General features: G+C 64.6%; 13 protein-coding genes. 7 read left to right on the plus strand and 6 right to left on the minus strand.

Annotated features, from left to right (window positions below; genetic code table 11):
• The first annotated feature begins 1 nt into the window (after position 1).
• Complete coding sequence (locus tag QEH68_RS02275) at positions 2-1,207, plus strand: cupin domain-containing protein (RefSeq protein WP_280626241.1); 1,206 nt, start codon at positions 2-4, stop codon at positions 1,205-1,207.
• Positions 1,204-2,112 carry a sucrase ferredoxin gene (locus QEH68_RS02280; protein ID WP_348537382.1) on the plus strand — a complete coding sequence of 303 codons (909 nt, stop codon included), beginning with the start codon at positions 1,204-1,206 and terminating at the stop codon, positions 2,110-2,112. The genes QEH68_RS02275 and QEH68_RS02280 overlap by 4 nt, the downstream gene beginning before the upstream one ends.
• A 31-nt stretch (positions 2,113-2,143) precedes the next feature.
• Here the strand turns inward: QEH68_RS02280 and QEH68_RS02285 are convergent, their stop codons facing one another.
• On the minus strand, positions 2,144-2,299 hold the full coding sequence (locus QEH68_RS02285) for a hypothetical protein (protein WP_207595988.1): 156 nt from the start codon (positions 2,297-2,299) through the stop codon (positions 2,144-2,146).
• Positions 2,300-2,474: 175 nt separating this feature from the next.
• On the opposite strand from QEH68_RS02285, the gene QEH68_RS02290 reads away from it, so the two are divergent.
• A complete protein-coding gene (locus QEH68_RS02290) occupies positions 2,475-3,338 on the plus strand; it encodes a fused MFS/spermidine synthase (protein ID WP_242703492.1) in 864 nt (287 codons plus the stop codon).
• Here the strand turns inward: QEH68_RS02290 and QEH68_RS02295 are convergent.
• The 3 genes from QEH68_RS02295 to QEH68_RS02305 form a co-directional block, all read right to left on the minus strand.
• Complete coding sequence (locus QEH68_RS02295; RefSeq protein ID WP_280626244.1) at positions 3,321-5,075, minus strand: ABC transporter ATP-binding protein; 1,755 nt, start codon at positions 5,073-5,075, stop codon at positions 3,321-3,323. The two genes, QEH68_RS02290 and QEH68_RS02295, sit on opposite strands and share 18 nt — an antisense overlap.
• Positions 5,072-6,859 (minus strand): ABC transporter ATP-binding protein, encoded by a 1,788-nt coding sequence (locus tag QEH68_RS02300; RefSeq protein WP_242703493.1) that lies wholly within the window; start codon positions 6,857-6,859, stop codon positions 5,072-5,074. The genes QEH68_RS02295 and QEH68_RS02300 overlap by 4 nt, the downstream gene beginning before the upstream one ends.
• A 174-nt stretch (positions 6,860-7,033) precedes the next feature.
• Positions 7,034-7,930: a LysR family transcriptional regulator gene (locus QEH68_RS02305; RefSeq protein WP_207595995.1), complete on the minus strand. Its 897-nt coding sequence runs from the start codon at positions 7,928-7,930 to the stop codon at positions 7,034-7,036.
• A gap of 137 nt (positions 7,931-8,067) precedes the next feature.
• On the opposite strand from QEH68_RS02305, the gene QEH68_RS02310 reads away from it, so the two are divergent.
• Both QEH68_RS02310 and QEH68_RS02315 read left to right on the plus strand, forming a co-directional pair.
• The gene (locus QEH68_RS02310; protein WP_280626248.1) at positions 8,068-9,450 is read left to right on the plus strand and encodes an MFS transporter; all 1,383 of its coding nucleotides are present in this window, start codon (positions 8,068-8,070) and stop codon (positions 9,448-9,450) included.
• A 4-nt stretch (positions 9,451-9,454) separates the two neighbouring features.
• Entirely contained in the window at positions 9,455-10,204 is a 750-nt protein-coding gene (locus tag QEH68_RS02315) for a 3-hydroxybutyrate dehydrogenase (RefSeq protein ID WP_017200737.1), read from the plus strand.
• Positions 10,205-10,227: 23 nt separating this feature from the next.
• On the opposite strand, the gene QEH68_RS02320 is transcribed toward QEH68_RS02315, so the two are convergent.
• Positions 10,228-10,605: a helix-turn-helix domain-containing protein gene (locus QEH68_RS02320; RefSeq protein WP_207595997.1), complete on the minus strand. Its 378-nt coding sequence runs from the start codon at positions 10,603-10,605 to the stop codon at positions 10,228-10,230.
• Between the two features lie 106 nt (positions 10,606-10,711).
• On the opposite strand from QEH68_RS02320, the gene QEH68_RS02325 reads away from it, so the two are divergent.
• Positions 10,712-11,575 carry an SDR family oxidoreductase gene (locus tag QEH68_RS02325; RefSeq protein WP_280626252.1) on the plus strand — a complete coding sequence of 288 codons (864 nt, stop codon included), beginning with the start codon at positions 10,712-10,714 and terminating at the stop codon, positions 11,573-11,575.
• Positions 11,576-11,656: 81 nt separating this feature from the next.
• Here QEH68_RS02325 and QEH68_RS02330 read toward each other — a convergent pair whose 3' ends face one another.
• Positions 11,657-13,093 (minus strand): amino acid permease, encoded by a 1,437-nt coding sequence (locus tag QEH68_RS02330; protein WP_280626254.1) that lies wholly within the window; start codon positions 13,091-13,093, stop codon positions 11,657-11,659.
• 317 nt (positions 13,094-13,410) lie between these two features.
• Between QEH68_RS02330 and QEH68_RS02335 the strand changes: the two genes are divergently transcribed.
• Complete coding sequence (locus QEH68_RS02335) at positions 13,411-15,513, plus strand: ALF repeat-containing protein (protein WP_280626256.1); 2,103 nt, start codon at positions 13,411-13,413, stop codon at positions 15,511-15,513.
• Positions 15,514-15,612 lie beyond the last annotated feature (99 nt).

The raw sequence follows: 15,612 nt of genomic DNA on the forward strand, positions 1-15,612 counted from the left end.
TTTGAGCTCTACCAGCACTGATTTCCAGGACCCCGGCGCCGTGAAAGGCGGCGGGGTCCTGGAAACACGCCTGATCGACATCGGCCAGGAGGAATTTGCCAGTGACGTCTGGGGGCGAACCGCCCTGCTGACCCGTGGTGTCAGCGACTTCTCCGATGTGTTCTCAGCCGGCGCAGTGGACGAACTGGTTTCACGCCGCGGGTTGCGGACGCCTTTCCTGCGCGTCGCCAAGGGCGGCTCCACGCTTCCCGAGTCCTCCTACACTTCTCCGGCAGGGGTCGGCGCCACCATCTCCGACCAGCTTGATGACACCGCGCTGTGGCGTAAGTTCGCTGATGGTGCCACCCTCGTGCTGCAGGCGCTGCACCGCACGTGGGAGCCTGTGTCGGGTTTCAGCTCGCAGTTGAGCAGTGAACTTGGACATCCTGTGCAGGCCAACGCCTACATCACCCCGCCGCAGAACCGTGGCTTCGATGATCATTACGACGTCCACGACGTCTTCGTGCTGCAGATCGAGGGAACCAAGCGCTGGATCATCCATAAGCCGGTCCACGTGGACCCGCTGCGAAGCCAGCCTTGGACTGATCGCCGCTCCGCGGTCGAAGAGGCCGCTCAAGGCGCACCGTACATCGACACGGTCCTCGAGCCGGGCGATGTCCTGTACCTGCCACGAGGCTGGCTGCACGCCGCCCAGGCACAGGGGAAAGTCTCCATCCATCTGACCTTGGGAATCCACACCTGGACCCGCCATGCGTTGGCCGAACATCTGGCACAGGCCGCACTTGCCGCGCTCTGTGACGATCCAGGGATGCGCCGGTCCTTGCCATTGGGCGTCGACGGACCTGAAGAGGAGATGGCTGCAGTCCGTGAACGTCTCGCGGCCGCTGTCCTTGAAGCCGATACGACGTCCCTTTTCCACCGTGCCCGAAGGGGGCAAGGGCGCCCGGCTCCCCTTGGTCCGGTGGCCCAACTCGCGGCCATTGACGGCCTCAGGCCAGAGTCGCTGGTTCGTCTTCGGGGGGCCCTGGAAGCACGGTTTGATGGCTCACGCCTCACCACCCGCGTCGGTTGGCTCGACTTCCCCGAGGAAGATCTGCCGTCCGTGCGGCGCCTGCTGGAGGGCGGGGAATACCCCGCGGCGGACATCGGCCTGGCACTCGCCGAGAGGTTGTTGCGCGCAGGAGTTCTTGTCCCCGTCGCACAATGACGTCCCCGGCAGCCGCAACGGGACGCTTCTTCTGCGCGGAAACTGCCCAGGCGCGCGGGGACTCGATGGCAGGCACGGCGTCACCCGGCCTCGTCTGGGTCCTCGTGGAGTACCGGGGCGCGTGGCCGCCCGACGGCTTTGACGCCCTGGATCTCGAGGCGGGGACCAAGGCGCTCGTCGTCTCTGCAGCGCGGACGGCGAATGCGCGGATTCTCCTGGTGCGGCGGCCCGGCCCTCGCCGCCGCCCGGGTCCGGGCAGATGGGCCGTTCTTCGCCATGAAAGCTCCGGCGCCTATCGACAGCACTGGGGAACGTGGGAGCGGGATGAGGACCTCGCGGGGATAGCCTCAGCCCTGGCATCTCCCGGAGAGCACGGTTTCCCGCCGGTCATCATGGTTTGCGCCCACGGTCAGCACGACCCCTGCTGCGCAGTATGGGGCCGCCCCGTGGGACGTGCACTCAGCGAGCGCTGGCCAGAGTTGGTGTGGGAGTGCTCCCATGTTGGCGGTGACAGGTTTGCGGCCAACGTGGTCATCGCCCCGGACGGTGTATATTACGGAGGACTCGACGCCGGGTCGGCCGTGGCCACCGTTGAGGAGCACTTAGCCGCCCGTATCCACGCAGAGCATCTGCGCGGCTATACGGATCTCTTGCCGCCCCAGCAAGCCGCGGTGGTGGCAGTGCTGGGGCAGTTCGGTCCTGCCGGCCGGCAGGATTTTGTGGTCACTGAGACCTTGCGGGAGGGCGAGCACTGGCGCATCCGGGTTACTGGCCGGCCGCCCCATCCGGCGAAAATCGAGGTGGAATTGCGGGCCAGCCGCGCACCGCAGAGGCAGCTGACCTGCCGGGCGCCGGCGGGGGGCTCGGTCATCGTCTATGAAACCCTTTCCATCCGCATAAACTGACCGTGCGGACCGCAGCCATCAAATGCCAGGCCTAGCGCGGTTCCGAATCGTCGGGCGGATCCATGTCCAGCGGCGAGTCGAGGAGGCCCGGCGGTTTGGGCACGCGGGCCAGCAGCAGGCAGACCACCGTCAACCACGCGACGGCCACGGTCAACACCTCCGCCCATACCGATGCTCCGAGTTCCATGTAGAGATCATATGGCCCCGGAGGCCATAAAGGTAAGTAGCCTTACCTTCGATGTGACCGTTCGGAGTAATGTGGCGCTCCACTAGGCTTGGAGCATGACTCAAGCAGGGCTGAAGTAGTGACGAAACGCGGTAAACCAAACAGGTCCCAGAGGTCGACGACGGGAGTCGTCGAGGTGCCTTCCGGCACCCGACCTGATGGTCCGGTCGCGGGCGTTTATTACATCGATACCGGCGACTGCGAGCTCATCCCGGACCAGGACAACTCCAATGGGTGGCTGCTGAAGATCAACGGTGTGATGAGCTCGCATATTGACCTCGCGGATCCTCTGTTCCTGGATTTTGAGTACATGCGCTGGATCGCTGCCTTGGTGGAATCGCGTTGGCCGCCGGAGCAGAAACCGAAGCTGCGGGCCCTGCACCTCGGTGGGGGAGCCTGCTCCATGGCTCGTTATTTCCACGCCGCCTACCCGGAAGCCCGGCAGGTGGTGGTGGAACTGGACGGCAAGCTGGCCGACTATGTGCGCGGCTGGTTCGACCTTCCCAAGGCGCCCTTGTTGAGGCTCCGGGTTGGCGAAGCCCGGGCGGTTACTGAATCACTCACCCCGGACACCCGGGACCTCATCATCCGGGACGTCTTCGCCGGTGCCTTCACGCCCCGGGCGTTGACCACCCGCGAATTCACGGCGCATGCCGATGCGGTCCTGGCCCCCGACGGCCTGTACGTGGTCAACTCCGGGGACGCTCCTGACCTCAAGAATGCCCGGGCTGATGCTGCGACCATCGCGGATACGTTCGAGCACACCATGATCATCGCGGACCCGGCCATGCTCAAAGGGCGCCGATACGGCAACATGATCATGGCCGGCAGCCACGCACCCTTCGGTGATGACCCCACGCTGGCCCGCAAACTCCTGGGCGGAGGCGTCCCGGCGCACATCTGGGATGATGCGAAAGTGCGGTCCTTCGCGGCGGGAACCCCTGTGCGGCATGACCCTGCAGAGGTGCCTGCGAACGAACCCTCAGTTGCGGCTGAGTGAGCTGTTCCACGCCTCCCACAATGTGGCGTAACGGCCCCCGCCGGCCAGCAGTTCCTGATGCGGGCCAGATTCGATAATCCGTCCCTGCTCCATCACAACAACGGTGTCCGCCGACGCTGCTTGTGATAAACGGTGTGCGATCACCACGGACGTCCTGCCCGCCAACGCCGCTTCGGCAGCCTGGTCCAGCATGGTGGCCGAGCCGGTTCCCGCCTCAGCAGTTGCTTCATCGAGGACCGCGATGGGCGGATCCTTGAGCATGAGCCGGGCTAGCGCCAGTTGCTGTGCCTGCTCCGGGGTGAGCTGGTGGCCGCCGGCGCCTACGGATGTTTCCAGTCCGTCGTCGAGCGTTTTCATCCACGTAGCCCCCACGGCGGCGAGGACGCGGGAGAGATCCGCGGGGGAAGCATCCGGTTTGGCAAGCCTGAGGTCTCCGGCCAGCGTTCCAGAGAAGACGTGAACTTCCTGGCTGACCATCGCGATCCTCGAGTGCAGGTCCGCGGGGGCTGCGGCAGCTGAGTTGAGCCCACCCACCCAGGCGGTCCCGCTGTCCGGGTGTTCCAGGCCCATGATGACCTTGGCCAGGGTGGTTTTTCCGGCTCCTGAGGTGCCAACGACAGCAACCCGCTCGCCTGGTCGTACTGTGAGCGAGACGCCGCGGAGTGCGGGCCGCTGGCCCGGGTAGGCGAAGGTGACGTTGTCCAGGACGATGCTGGAATCAGTGCCGCGGGAAAGGGCGGTTGGGGAAGTCTTGGCCGTGGACATGGTCAGCCCGAACATGCGCCCCAGGCCGGCAGCCGCTTTCTGGAGTTCATCAAACTGCCCCAGGACCAGCCCGATCGGATCGAACAGCCGGTAGAAGTAGAGTGCCGCCGCGGTCGCCGCGCCGATAGTCACGATGCCCTCGGCGTGAAGCCAGAAGCCCACCACCAGCACCGCGGACAGGCCTGCCAGTTCCGCAAGGTTGAGGCGGTTGTAGAACCGGGTCAGGTAGCTGACTCCCTTGAGCGCGTGGCCGATGTTCTCCTGGGAAGCAGCTGCCACCAGCTCCGCATGGCGCGACCCGAGGCCCAACGCCAGGACCGACGGCGAGCCATGGACGGTCTCGATGATCTGCTCGGTCCGATTGGCCTCGGTGATGCGGACGGTCCGGTAGATGGGTGCGGTTCGTTTGAGGAACCACCGCAGCGTGAGGACCTGCAGGGGTGCGGCGATGAGGACCGCCACTGCAAAGCGCCAGTCGATGACCCCCAGGCCAAGCAACGTGACGGCGATAGTGAAGGCTGCGCTGGTGAAGGCGGGCAGCACTCCGGAAATGGCCTCGCTGACAGCCTCGACATCGCCGGACACGCGGGCCACCACATCGCCGATGCCCGCCTTTTCGAGCTGTGCCAAGGGCTTCCGGACAGCCGCCGCAAAGACCTCCTCACGGAGTCCGGCGAGGGCTTCCTCGCAGATCCGGGCCAGCAGGTTCTGGCCGAGGATGCCCAGCAGGGCGCCGCATCCGCCCGCAACCAGCAAGCCGATGGCCAGCCACAGCAGGTTCATGACGTCTCCGCCGCCGGCCGCGATGTTGACCATGATGCCCAGGATCGCCGGCGCTGCCAGTCCACAGCCGGCCGCCGCCAGCAGAACGAACACGGTCAGGGCGAGCCGGCCGGGACGCTGTGCCAACAGGCGCCACATGGCCCGCCGGGTCTCGCGGGGTGTGGCGATGGGCAGGATGTCGGTGCTCATGAACCCACCACCTCGCGGTAGCCGGCCGACGTAGCGAGGAGTTCCCGGTGGGTCCCGGTTTCCGATGCGCCATCGGCACCTCCCACCACCACCCGGTGACAGACGGCCAACAGCGTGGGGCTGGTGGTGACCAGTACCAGCGCCTTGTCCGGGAAGTTGCGGAGTCCCTCCGCGATCACAGCTTCGGTAGCGGTGTCGACGGCGGTGGTGGGGTCGTGCAGGACCAGCACCGGCTGGTGCTGGTGCAGCGAGCGGCCAAGAACCAACCGCTGCCGCTGCCCACCGGACAGGCTCTGGCCATGCCCGGTAAGAACGGTTTCGGTGCCTTCCGGCAGTTGGGAAATGAAGTCCTCGACGGCGGCAGCCGCCAGGGCCCGTTCTTGCAGCGGGGCATCGGCTGCTGCCACATTGTCGCGGACAGTGCCGCGGAAAAGGACGCCTTCATGACTGTCGGCGAAGACTTTGGACCGGACATCCAAGGGGTCCAGGTCGGCGGCGTCGTGGCCGTCGATGGAGACTGCGCCGCGGGGAGCGGGGGTGCGGAAACCAAGCGTGTCCACCAATCGCCTGGCTTGTGAGCCGTCCGGCAGCACCACACCCACGATCTCCCCAGCGGACGCCGTGAAGGGCGGGAAGGCGCTGTTGTCCGGGCTGTCGCGTAGCTCGAGGAGCGGTGCCGGTTCCCGCGCAGGGGTGGGCCGTGCTGCTGACCCGGCTGCCGCCGTCGTGCGTTCTGCAGCGGCAAGGCGGTCCCCGTCACCAGGTGCGGGCACTGCATCCGGTTCCTCGAGCAGTACCGCGATGCGTGCCGCTGAGGCCCGTTTCCGGGCGAGTTCCACACTGAGGAAGCCCAGTGCGGCCATGGGTCCCTGGACATACTGGGCCACGCCGACAACCGCCACCAGCTGACCTACCGAGATGCTGCCTTGGACGGCGAACCACGCTGCAAAGAAGGCGATCCCGGCCAGGAACGCAGCGGAAAGGGCGGTGCTGGCGCCGTTATAGGCGGACCTGGCGCGGACAGCCCGCAGCCCGGCCAGCAGCGATGTCCGGCTGGCATCCTGGTATCGGGTGACGGCTGCTTCCTCTGCGCCGAGACCCTTGAGGGGGCGTGATCCGGTCACGAAGTCCGTGGCCAGCGCGCCGGCGCGGGCCGCTGAGGACTGTTCCACATCACTGCGGTCCTCCAACGGCTTGGTGAGGCGCTGCATCACCACCAGCATGACGGGCGTAGCCACCAGGACTGCGATACCCAAGGGGACCGAAATGAGCAGCAGTGTTACTGCGGAGGTCGCGACACCGGCCGCGGCAGCGAGGCCCCCACCGATGAGCCAGGACAGGCCGGCAACCCTGTCGGCGTCCGAGGAAGCGATCGCCACGATTTCGCCGGGTGCACGCCGGGCTGCCATGCCGCGTGGGTGAAGGGTGCGTTCCACAGCCAACTGCCGGAGGTCATGCGAACCGTAGAGGAAGGAGCGGTTGGTGGCCAGGGTGCCGATGCGCCAGGAAAGGGCGAGCACCACGAAGACGACGGCCAGGGCGCCAAGCCACCAGAGGAGGGCCCCGGCGTCGTGCGGTGCAATTGCCTTGTCAACGGCGGCGCCGATGGTGGCCGGAACCAGGGCCTCGCTGACTTGATGCAGAATAAAGCCGGCGCAACCCACCAGCAGCAACTTCCAGCGGCCATTGGCCAGCAGGGTGAACTTGAAAAGACGGGAAGCCGTCCACGGTGCTGGCGTGTTACGCCCGGGTGGGCAGGGCGGAATGGCGGAACTGGAGGGCATGATTACCATAGTAAGGCTCTCCTAATTTTAAGAAGGACAGCAATCCGGACAGATCGTGCCACAGGCGACGGCAGGGGTGGAGGCGCAGCAGGTCAATGGCGTCTGGGTTGCCATGGTCCTGGCCCAGCAAACCCGGCTGGTGACCCGCTGGGGTCCTGATGCCACCTCGGCGGGCTATTCAGCCCCCAGCAACTCTTCCCGCCGCCGTTCAGTCTCCTCGCGCAAAGCCTGCACGACGGCGGCAACCGCGGGGCGTCGCATGGAGTCCGGGCGGAGGACCATCCAGTAGGGGAGCAGCTCGGCGAAGTCCGCCGGCAGGAGACGCACCAAATCCGTGTGCCGGTCGGCCATGAAACACGGCAGGAAACCAACGCCTGCTCCGGCCCGGGTGGCCTCCACATGGACGAACACGTTGGTGGAACTGAGGCCGTCCCGCATGGTCGGAACCAACCTGCGCGGAGCATCCAGATCATCGACTTGGAGCATGGAATCCACAAAGTAGACCAGTTGGTGCTGCGTGAGCTCCTCAATACTTGAAGGGGTGCCGTTGTCCTCCAAGTAGGCGCGCGACGCGTACATCCCCAGCCGGTATTCGCCCAGCCTGATGGCTTCGGCCCGGTGCACTTGCGGCGTCCCCACCACCACTTCGATATCCAGGCCGGAGCGCTGCTGCAACGCCCTTCGCGTCACCGTCACGATCTCCACGCTCAGCCCAGGGTGCTCCCGCCGCAAGCGCGAGACCGCAGGGGCTGCGATATAGGCGCTGAAGCCATCGGTCGCGGTCATGCGTACGACGCCGGTAATGGGGTCGGGTGCGTGGTCGCTGGGTCCCAGCGCGCCCACCGCAGCTTCAATCCGTTCTGCGACCAGCACGGCTTCCGCGCCCAGCTCCGTTACTTCCCAACCGCCCGCGGCACGCGCCAGAATCCTGCCTCCCAGCGCTTTCTCCAACGCCGCTATCCTGCGCGAAACGGTGGTGTGGTTGAGCCCCAAGGCTTGGGCCGCCGTCGTAAATTTTCCTGAACGTGAGACGGTCAGGAAAATGAGGAGGTCATCCGGGTTCGGCTTCATATCTGCAATTTTGCACACACAGGGTGCTGCTTTGGTCATTGAGACACAACAAATCTGCGGCAATACTCAGTGGAGCATTTCGTGTTGTGGATCACATCACGTTCAAAAGGGTCAAAGAGGACACTGAGGAGATGGATATGAGCGTAGAGCAGCGCTCCGCATCAAAAGCAGGGAAGGGCGCCGGCGAAGGCTCCGGACTCAAGAAGATCGTCGCGGCCTCAATGGTGGGCACGGTGGTGGAGTGGTACGAGTTTTTCCTGTACGCCACGGCCGCCACGCTGGTCTTCGGCAAGTACTTCTTCCCGAGCACCGGCAATGAACTGGACGGCATCATCCAGGCGTTCATCACCTACGCCGTCGGATTCGTTGCCCGCCCTCTCGGTGGCATCGTGTTCGGCCAGATCGGCGACAAGCTCGGCCGCAAGCCCACGCTGCAGTTGACCATCGTGATCGTGGGCGTCTCCACGTTCCTGATGGGCTGCCTCCCGGGCTTCGTGGAAATCGGCTACTGGGCACCGGCCATGCTGGTGGCACTCCGCTTCATCCAGGGCTTCGCGCTCGGCGGCGAATGGGGCGGTGCTGTTCTCCTGGTGGCTGAGCACAGCCCCAACAAATCGCGTGGTTTCTGGTCATCGTGGCCACAGGCGGCAGTCCCGGTAGGTAACCTCCTGGCTACGGCCGTCCTGTTCACCATGTCCACGGTCCTCAGCAGCGAAGCCTTCCTCGGCTGGGGCTGGCGCGTAGCGTTCTGGCTCTCCGCCGTGATCGTGTTCGTTGGCTACTACATCCGCACCCACGTCACCGAAGCCCCCATTTTCCTCGAAGCCAAGGCGCAGGTGGAGGAGTCCAAAGCCATCAGCTACGGTGTTGGCGAAGTCATCCGCAAGTACCCCAAGGGCATCCTTCAGGCCATGGGCCTCCGCTTCGCAGAGAACATCATGTACTACCTGGTGGTGAGCTTCGCGATCGTCTACCTCAAGAGCGTCCACAAGTACGACACTTCCTCGCTCCTGCTGGCACTCCTGATCGCCCACGTCATCCACTTCCTGGTCATCCCGCAGGTGGGACGCCTGGTGGACTCGTGGGGGCGCAAGCCCGTGTATCTGGTGGGCGCGATCGCCGGCGCGACCTGGCCGTTCTTCGCCTTCCCCATGTTCGATACCAAAAACGCCGTGATCATTGTCCTCGCCGTGACCATCGGCCTTTGCCTGCACGCCTTCATGTACGCGGGGCAGCCTGCCATCATGTCCGAGCTTTTCCCCACCCGCATGCGCTACTCGGGTGTATCCCTGGGCTCGCAGGTCACCTCGATTTTTGCCGGCTCACTCGCGCCGCTGCTGGCAACCCAGTGGCTCAAGGACACCGGATCCTGGGTTCCCACAGCCATCTACCTCGTGGTCGCCTGCGCCGTAACGGTCGTCGCCGTTGTTTCACTGAAGGAGACCAAGGGCATCGCGCTCCAGGAAGTGGACGAGGCCGACGCCATCCGCCACGGACTCACTACCGCCTCGAAAGGCTGATTCGATGGACAACTCCTTGAACGGACGCAAAGCCCTGGTGACCGGTGGCGCGAGCGGAATCGGGGCAGCTTGCGCGCGGGCGCTCGCCGCCCGCGGTGCGAAAGTAGTAGTGGCCGACGTCGATGCCTCCGGAGCTGCGGCGCTCGCCGACGAGCTGGGCGGCACAGCCTGGACTGTGGATCTCTTGGACGTCGACGCGCTGGCCGCTTTGAGCCTGGACTGCGACATCCTGGTCAACAACGCCGGAATCCAGAAAGTTGCGCCGATCGAGGAGTTCGAACCCGCGGAATTCCGGCGGATCCTGGCCCTGATGCTGGAGGCTCCGTTCCTCCTCATCAGGGCCGCACTCCCGCACATGTACGCCAACGGGTTCGGACGGATCATCAACATTTCGTCGGTCCATGGGCTCCGGGCCTCGGCCTACAAGAGTGCATACGTCTCCGCCAAGCACGGTCTGGAGGGACTCAGCAAGGTCACGGCTTTGGAGGGTGGCGAGCGCGGTGTCACGTCCAACTGCATCAACCCCGGGTATGTCCGAACGCCGCTGGTGGAGAAACAGATCGCCGATCAGGCCCGTCTCCACGGCATCCCCGAGGCCGAAGTCCTGGCAAAGGTGATGCTGACGGAGTCCGCGGTGAAGCGCCTGGTGGAGGTGGAAGAAGTTGCGTCGCTGGCCGCGTGGATGGCCTCCGACGACGCCGGCATGGTCACCGGGGCGAGCTACACCATGGACGGCGGCTGGTCGGCCCGGTAGGCCGCGTCCGCTGGTCAGCCGGGTTAACTTTGGCCGCCGATGATTTCCTCGGCATTGTCGTATGCCCAGGTCACCAGGGGGATAAGCAGTGCCGTGAGCTCGCGGCCGCGTTCAGTCAGGCTGTAATCCACGCGCGGCGGGATGACGGGTTGTGCATCGCGGCGTACAAGTCCGTCCCGTTCGAGCGTTTTCAGGGTTTGGGCCAGCATTTTTTCGCTGATGCCTTCAGCGCGTCGGCGCAGTTCGCTCCATCGCTGATCTCCCTCGGACAGCGAAAGCAGGACCAGCACTCCCCATTTGCTGGTGATGTGGTCCAGCACCGTTCGGCTGGGGCAGCCGGCAGGGAAGACACCGTCCGCGACGCCGGCCGGGAGGGGAGTCAAGAGGGTACTTACTTTCATGTCAGTACCTTACCTTAAAGTGCGTACTCTCTTTCGGGAAGTTATCTGCGGGAGGGGTGGTTGTGATCGATGACCGACCCATTAACTTCCTTGAAAGGAACCAGTCATGAGCATCGTCATTACCGGAGCAACAGGCCAGCTGGGCCGCCACGTCATAGAGGCCCTCCTTGAGCGCAATGTCCCCGCTGACAGCATTGTTGCCACAGGGCGCTCCATCGAAAAGCTGTCCGGCTTTGTTGCCCGCGGCGTTCGCGCGGCTGCAATGGACTACGACGACCCCGCTTCGGTGGCCCAAGCGCTTAAGGGAGCCACCAAGGTCCTTCTTATTTCGGGAAGCGCCGTCGGCCAGCGGGTAGAGCAGCACCGCACGGTCATCGAGGCAGCAAAGGCCGAGGGCGTGGAACTTCTGGCCTACACCAGCATTGCCAACGCAGACACCACCCGCATGAAGCTGGCCGCAGAGCACCAGGCCACGGAATCCATCCTGAAGGAATCAGGCGTCCCCTTCGCCCTCCTTCGCAACAGCTGGTACATCGAGAACTACACCGACCAGTTGCCGGGAACGCTTGCCCAGGGAGCGCTTGCCGGCAGCGCCGGAAACGGCAAGGTCAGCGGTGCTTCCCGCGCAGACTATGCGCAGGCCGCAGCCGCTGTCCTGGTCGCGGAGCACCAAGCCGGGAAGATCTACGAATTGGGCGGGGACGAGGCCTTTACCTTGGACGAGTTGGCCGCCGAAATCAGCGCTGCATCAGGCAAATCAATCGAATACCGGGACCTCCCGGCAGACCAGTACGCCGATCTCCTGACGGGCGCAGGGGTACCCGAAGGCTTCGCGCAGATCCTGGCGGATACCGATCTGGGCATTGGCCGTGGCGATCTTTTGGTGACCACCGGTGATCTCCGGAAACTGATCGGGCGCCCGGCAACTGCCTTGTCCGAGGCCGTGCGCTCCGCAGCTGCTGCCATCTGAGCTTGACCCCCTCGCGGGGCGACAGTTAATGCCAATGTTCCGCGTGAACATTGGCATTAGCTGTCGTTTCGGCGCAGTGAATCAGGCGGTTTCGTCCACCAGTTCTGCCCGGCGCAGGCCGCCACCGCGGACCCAGAGTTTGTAGGCCACGAACAGCAGGACCAACCAGGTACCGCCGACATACAGGGCTACCCGGGTGTCCTCGAAAACGCCGAGGATGATGATGACCATCGCCATGAAGGCCATGGTCAGGATGGACGCAGCAGGCCACAGCGGAGAACCGAATTCCGACGCCGGCAGCCCCTTGCGCTTGATTTCCCGCTTCATGGCCACGTGTGACGCCAGGATCATCACCCAGACCCACACAGTGGCAAAGGTGGCGATCGATGCGATGAGCACAAAGACGTCCTCGGGAATCACGGCGTTCAGCACCACGCCAACCAGCAGGATGCAGCCCATCATCACCACTGTCATCCACGGAACGCCGTGCCGCGAGATCTTACTGAAGCTCTTCGGTGCGTGACCCTGTTGAGCGAGGCCGAACAGGATGCGGCCGGCTCCGAAGATGTCGCTGTTGATAGCGGAGAGCGCGGCGGTAATGACTACGGCGTTGAGGATGTGCGGTGCGGCCGGGATGCCCAGGCCGTCGAAGATCTGCACGAACGGGCTGCCGCTGCTGCCGATCTCGTTCCACGGGAAGATACTCATCAGCACACCCAACGTCAGCACGTAGAAGAGCAGCACGCGGACCGGCACGGTATTAACGGCCTGCGGGATGACTTTCTTGGGGTTGGTGGCTTCGCCCGCGGTAATGCCGATGGTTTCGATCCCGCCAAAGGCAAACATCACCACGGCGAACGCGGCCAGGAGCCCCTCGAAGCCGTTCGGGAAGAAACCACCGTGGTTCACAAGGTTCCCCAGTCCCGGTGCCACGCCGCCGCCGTCGCCCGTTTGGAAGCCGAACACCACAATCGCTGCACCGCCCACGATCATGGCGATGATCGCCACCACCTTGATGAGCGAGAACCAGAACTCAAGTTCGCCGAACACCTTCACGCTGAGCAGGTTCATGGCGCCAAGGAACAGAATGATCGCGAGCACCCAGATCCATCTGTCCACCTGGGGGAACCAGAACCCCATATAGATACTGAAGGCAGTGACGTCGGCGATGGCCACAATCGCCATCTCGAACACGTACGTCCACCCGGTCACGAATCCCGCGAACGGTCCCAGATACTTCGACGCGTACTGGCCGAAGGACCCGGACACGGGGTGTCGGACGGCCATTTCGCCGAGGGCGCGCATCACCATGAACACGGCCGCGCCGCCAATGATGTAGGCCAGCAGGACGGCCGGACCGGCTTTCTGAATCGCAGAAGCAGAGCCGTAGAAGAGGCCCGTGCCGATTGCGGATCCGAGGGCCATGAAGCGGATATGGCGGACGTTCAGGCCTCGGCTGAGCGCCGTACCCGCGGCCTGGAGGACAGAGTTCTCCGCGGCCAGCTTGGTTTGTTGCATAGTAAAACCTTCTCGTCTTTGGGAGGGGATCGCTATCCAGCAGATCACTTTTGGGCCTCTTGTGATCGGACTCACGGGGGTTTGGTGTCTTTGATCGCAGACACTGCTTTGGCGGACAGGGCCGCTGTAACGGACGGGGCTGCTTTAACTGACGGGGCGGTTTTAACTGACGGGGCGGTTTTGGGAGGGTGGTCAAAGTCATAGTCTCCGTTCGGATATGATGACCGCGGACAGCTCATCAATACGGTCAGGCATCCCTCGCTTTCAGCCTCGCCCCCTTGAATTCAGCGCTGCCACCGCATCCTTATGGGGGACTCTTGATTTCTGTACTTCGTCACACTCGACGCCGTTGGGCCGCTGCCGTTGTTGCCGCTGTGACTGGCGCGTCTTTGCTCTTTGCATCCCCAGCGCAGGCGTACGACATTCCCGATTTTGAGGTTCCCAGCGCATCGCAGGCTCCTTTGCCGTATGTCCAGCGGGCCACTGACACGGCGGGCGTCCTTGAGCTGTGGAGGACGGGTGGCCCGGCCGCCCGGGCAGCAGCGGCGTCGGCCCTGGTGGGCGGCGCAGGTGCGGTCCAGGCATTCGTCGACGGCGGACAGGACGCCCCGCTGGCAGCGGACCGCAAGCAGTTGGTCACCGAGCTGACGGAGCGGGGGAGCGGGCATGTTCGCTCCGTCGCTCAGAAGATCCTTGCTACCGGTGATCCGGGCAAGATCGATGCCTTCCTCGTAGAAGGCTGGGCCGGAACATGGCGGGGTGAACTCCGGACCGTGGCCACCTACTTCCTTCACTACGGCAACGTCCACGTTCAACGGGAGGCGTCCAAAAGCCTCGACGAAGGCGAAAAAGCCGTGGAGCAGTTCGTCCTGACCGGGTGGAGGGACAAGGCAAAGATGGCAGACCGCCAATCGGCATATGGCCTCATTGCTTCCGGGAATCCTGCCGTTTCTGTTGCTGCCAAGGCAGCGCTGGAAACCGACGACTCTGAGATCGTGGCTGATTTCCTGCGCTATGGGCAGTTCGTTGCAGGCGACCATCACGCTGAGGCGGCCGCCGTGACTGCGCTGCTCCAGCAGGTCAAGGACGACATCAAGGCCAACCCCGTCGGGGCCGCAGCAGTAGCTGACCGAGCGAAGACCGCCGTCGAACAGGCCAGGAGCGCCGCTGCGGCTGCACGGAAAGCAGACACGACACGTCTGAGTGTTGATCGTGATCTCCTCAGTGCCCAGGCTGTTCCGCGAAATGTCCTGGACAGCGCAAGCGTGGCTTCCGAGAAGCCGTTCAAGGAAGCCTTTGCAAAAGCCGCCAAGGAATTGCCCGGACTTCTGGTGACCCTCACCGCTCCCGGTGCCAACCTTGACGCACTGATCAAGGAGGCCCGGCAGGTCACCCTGGATCTCGCACTGGTCGGCACGCCTGAAGTGAAGAAGTCCGCCGCGACTGCCTTGTTGGGCGGGGATTCGGCCATCAAGGACTTCGTCACCACGGGCTACGGTGAGGCTGTCAGGTTGGACTCAAGCGGTGTGTCTGCGTTCGGCGCGGACCGTCAGCGGGTCTATCAACTACTGGCCCAGGGCGGCAGTCACGTCAACAAAGCCGCGGATATTGCCTTGGGCTCTGCCAACCACGCAGATGTCCGCTATTTCCTTGAGTATGGTTTCGCTGCTGCGCAAGACCTGGACAACCGCATCCTTGCCTACGCCACCCTGGACAAGGGGGCGGAGCGGCGGGCGGCTGCCACTGTGGCGCTGGAGGGCAGCCGGGCTGACCTTCGGGCGTTCGCCGCCGCCGGGCAGTTTGCTGCTGCCAAGCGCGACGAAGCCACCGCCGCCCACGTTGCCTCGATCGACGCCATGATTGCCGAACTCGCCGGGTTGGCGGATAGGGCAGCGCTCGACGCCGGTACAGCGGCCGCCGCTGATAAGGCCGCCGAAGCGGCTCGCCAAGCAGAGGCAGCGAAAGCCGCCGAAGCAGCCCGTGCGGCAGAAGCAGCAAGGACCGCTGCGGCGGCAGAGCAGGCGCGCGGGAAGCTTCCGTTGAAAGTACCAAGGGCTGATTCTTCCGAACTGTTCGGAGCAGCTCCCACCGTGGTGCCATGGCCGCAGGCGCCAGTTCCCGCCGTCGCGCTTCCCGTCACAGGCGAGGCGCCGGACGGCGAGCCTGTTGATGCTGAACGTCCGGACATCACAGATGTCGATGTTCCGCCGGCTGCGACGTGGCCCAGCGAGTCGGCGTCGGAGGAGTCGTTGTCGCAAGAGGCGGCGGCTCCCTTGGCAGCTTCATCTGCCGGGCTGGGCGGTTGGACGATCGGCCTGATTGCGGCGCTGGTCCTCGCTGCTGCCGGTGCCATCACCTTCCTGCTCCGCAGGAAAGGTCCAGTGCCGGCGACGGCAACTGCCCCGGCCCCCAAGCCGTAGCCCGGGTCCTGCCCCAGCCCCGGCCAATGGCTGGGGCAAGCAGGAACTGTCTGGTACTCCAGACACCGGGCAAGCCTGACGGGTTGGCTGCGTAGCCCC

Origin of the sequence: Paenarthrobacter sp. OM7 (assembly GCF_029873575.1) — a bacterium.
GTDB lineage: Bacteria > Actinomycetota > Actinomycetes > Actinomycetales > Micrococcaceae > Arthrobacter.

What these genes read in the sequence shown, in the direction of transcription:
- QEH68_RS02300 (WP_242703493.1), bottom strand. Translation starts at nt 6,859, where the DNA reads ATGCCCTCCAGTTCCGCCATTCCGCCCTGCCCACCCGGGCGTAACACG.
- QEH68_RS02305 (WP_207595995.1), bottom strand. Translation starts at nt 7,930, where the DNA reads ATGAAGCCGAACCCGGATGACCTCCTCATTTTCCTGACCGTCTCACGT.
- QEH68_RS02295 (WP_280626244.1), bottom strand. Translation starts at nt 5,075, where the DNA reads ATGAGCACCGACATCCTGCCCATCGCCACACCCCGCGAGACCCGGCGG.
- QEH68_RS02325 (WP_280626252.1), top strand. Translation starts at nt 10,712, where the DNA reads ATGAGCATCGTCATTACCGGAGCAACAGGCCAGCTGGGCCGCCACGTC.
- QEH68_RS02330 (WP_280626254.1), bottom strand. Translation starts at nt 13,093, where the DNA reads ATGCAACAAACCAAGCTGGCCGCGGAGAACTCTGTCCTCCAGGCCGCG.
- QEH68_RS02320 (WP_207595997.1), bottom strand. Translation starts at nt 10,605, where the DNA reads ATGAAAGTAAGTACCCTCTTGACTCCCCTCCCGGCCGGCGTCGCGGAC.
- QEH68_RS02315 (WP_017200737.1), top strand. Translation starts at nt 9,455, where the DNA reads ATGGACAACTCCTTGAACGGACGCAAAGCCCTGGTGACCGGTGGCGCG.
- QEH68_RS02310 (WP_280626248.1), top strand. Translation starts at nt 8,068, where the DNA reads ATGAGCGTAGAGCAGCGCTCCGCATCAAAAGCAGGGAAGGGCGCCGGC.
- QEH68_RS02285 (WP_207595988.1), bottom strand. Translation starts at nt 2,299, where the DNA reads ATGGAACTCGGAGCATCGGTATGGGCGGAGGTGTTGACCGTGGCCGTC.
- QEH68_RS02280 (WP_348537382.1), top strand. Translation starts at nt 1,204, where the DNA reads ATGACGTCCCCGGCAGCCGCAACGGGACGCTTCTTCTGCGCGGAAACT.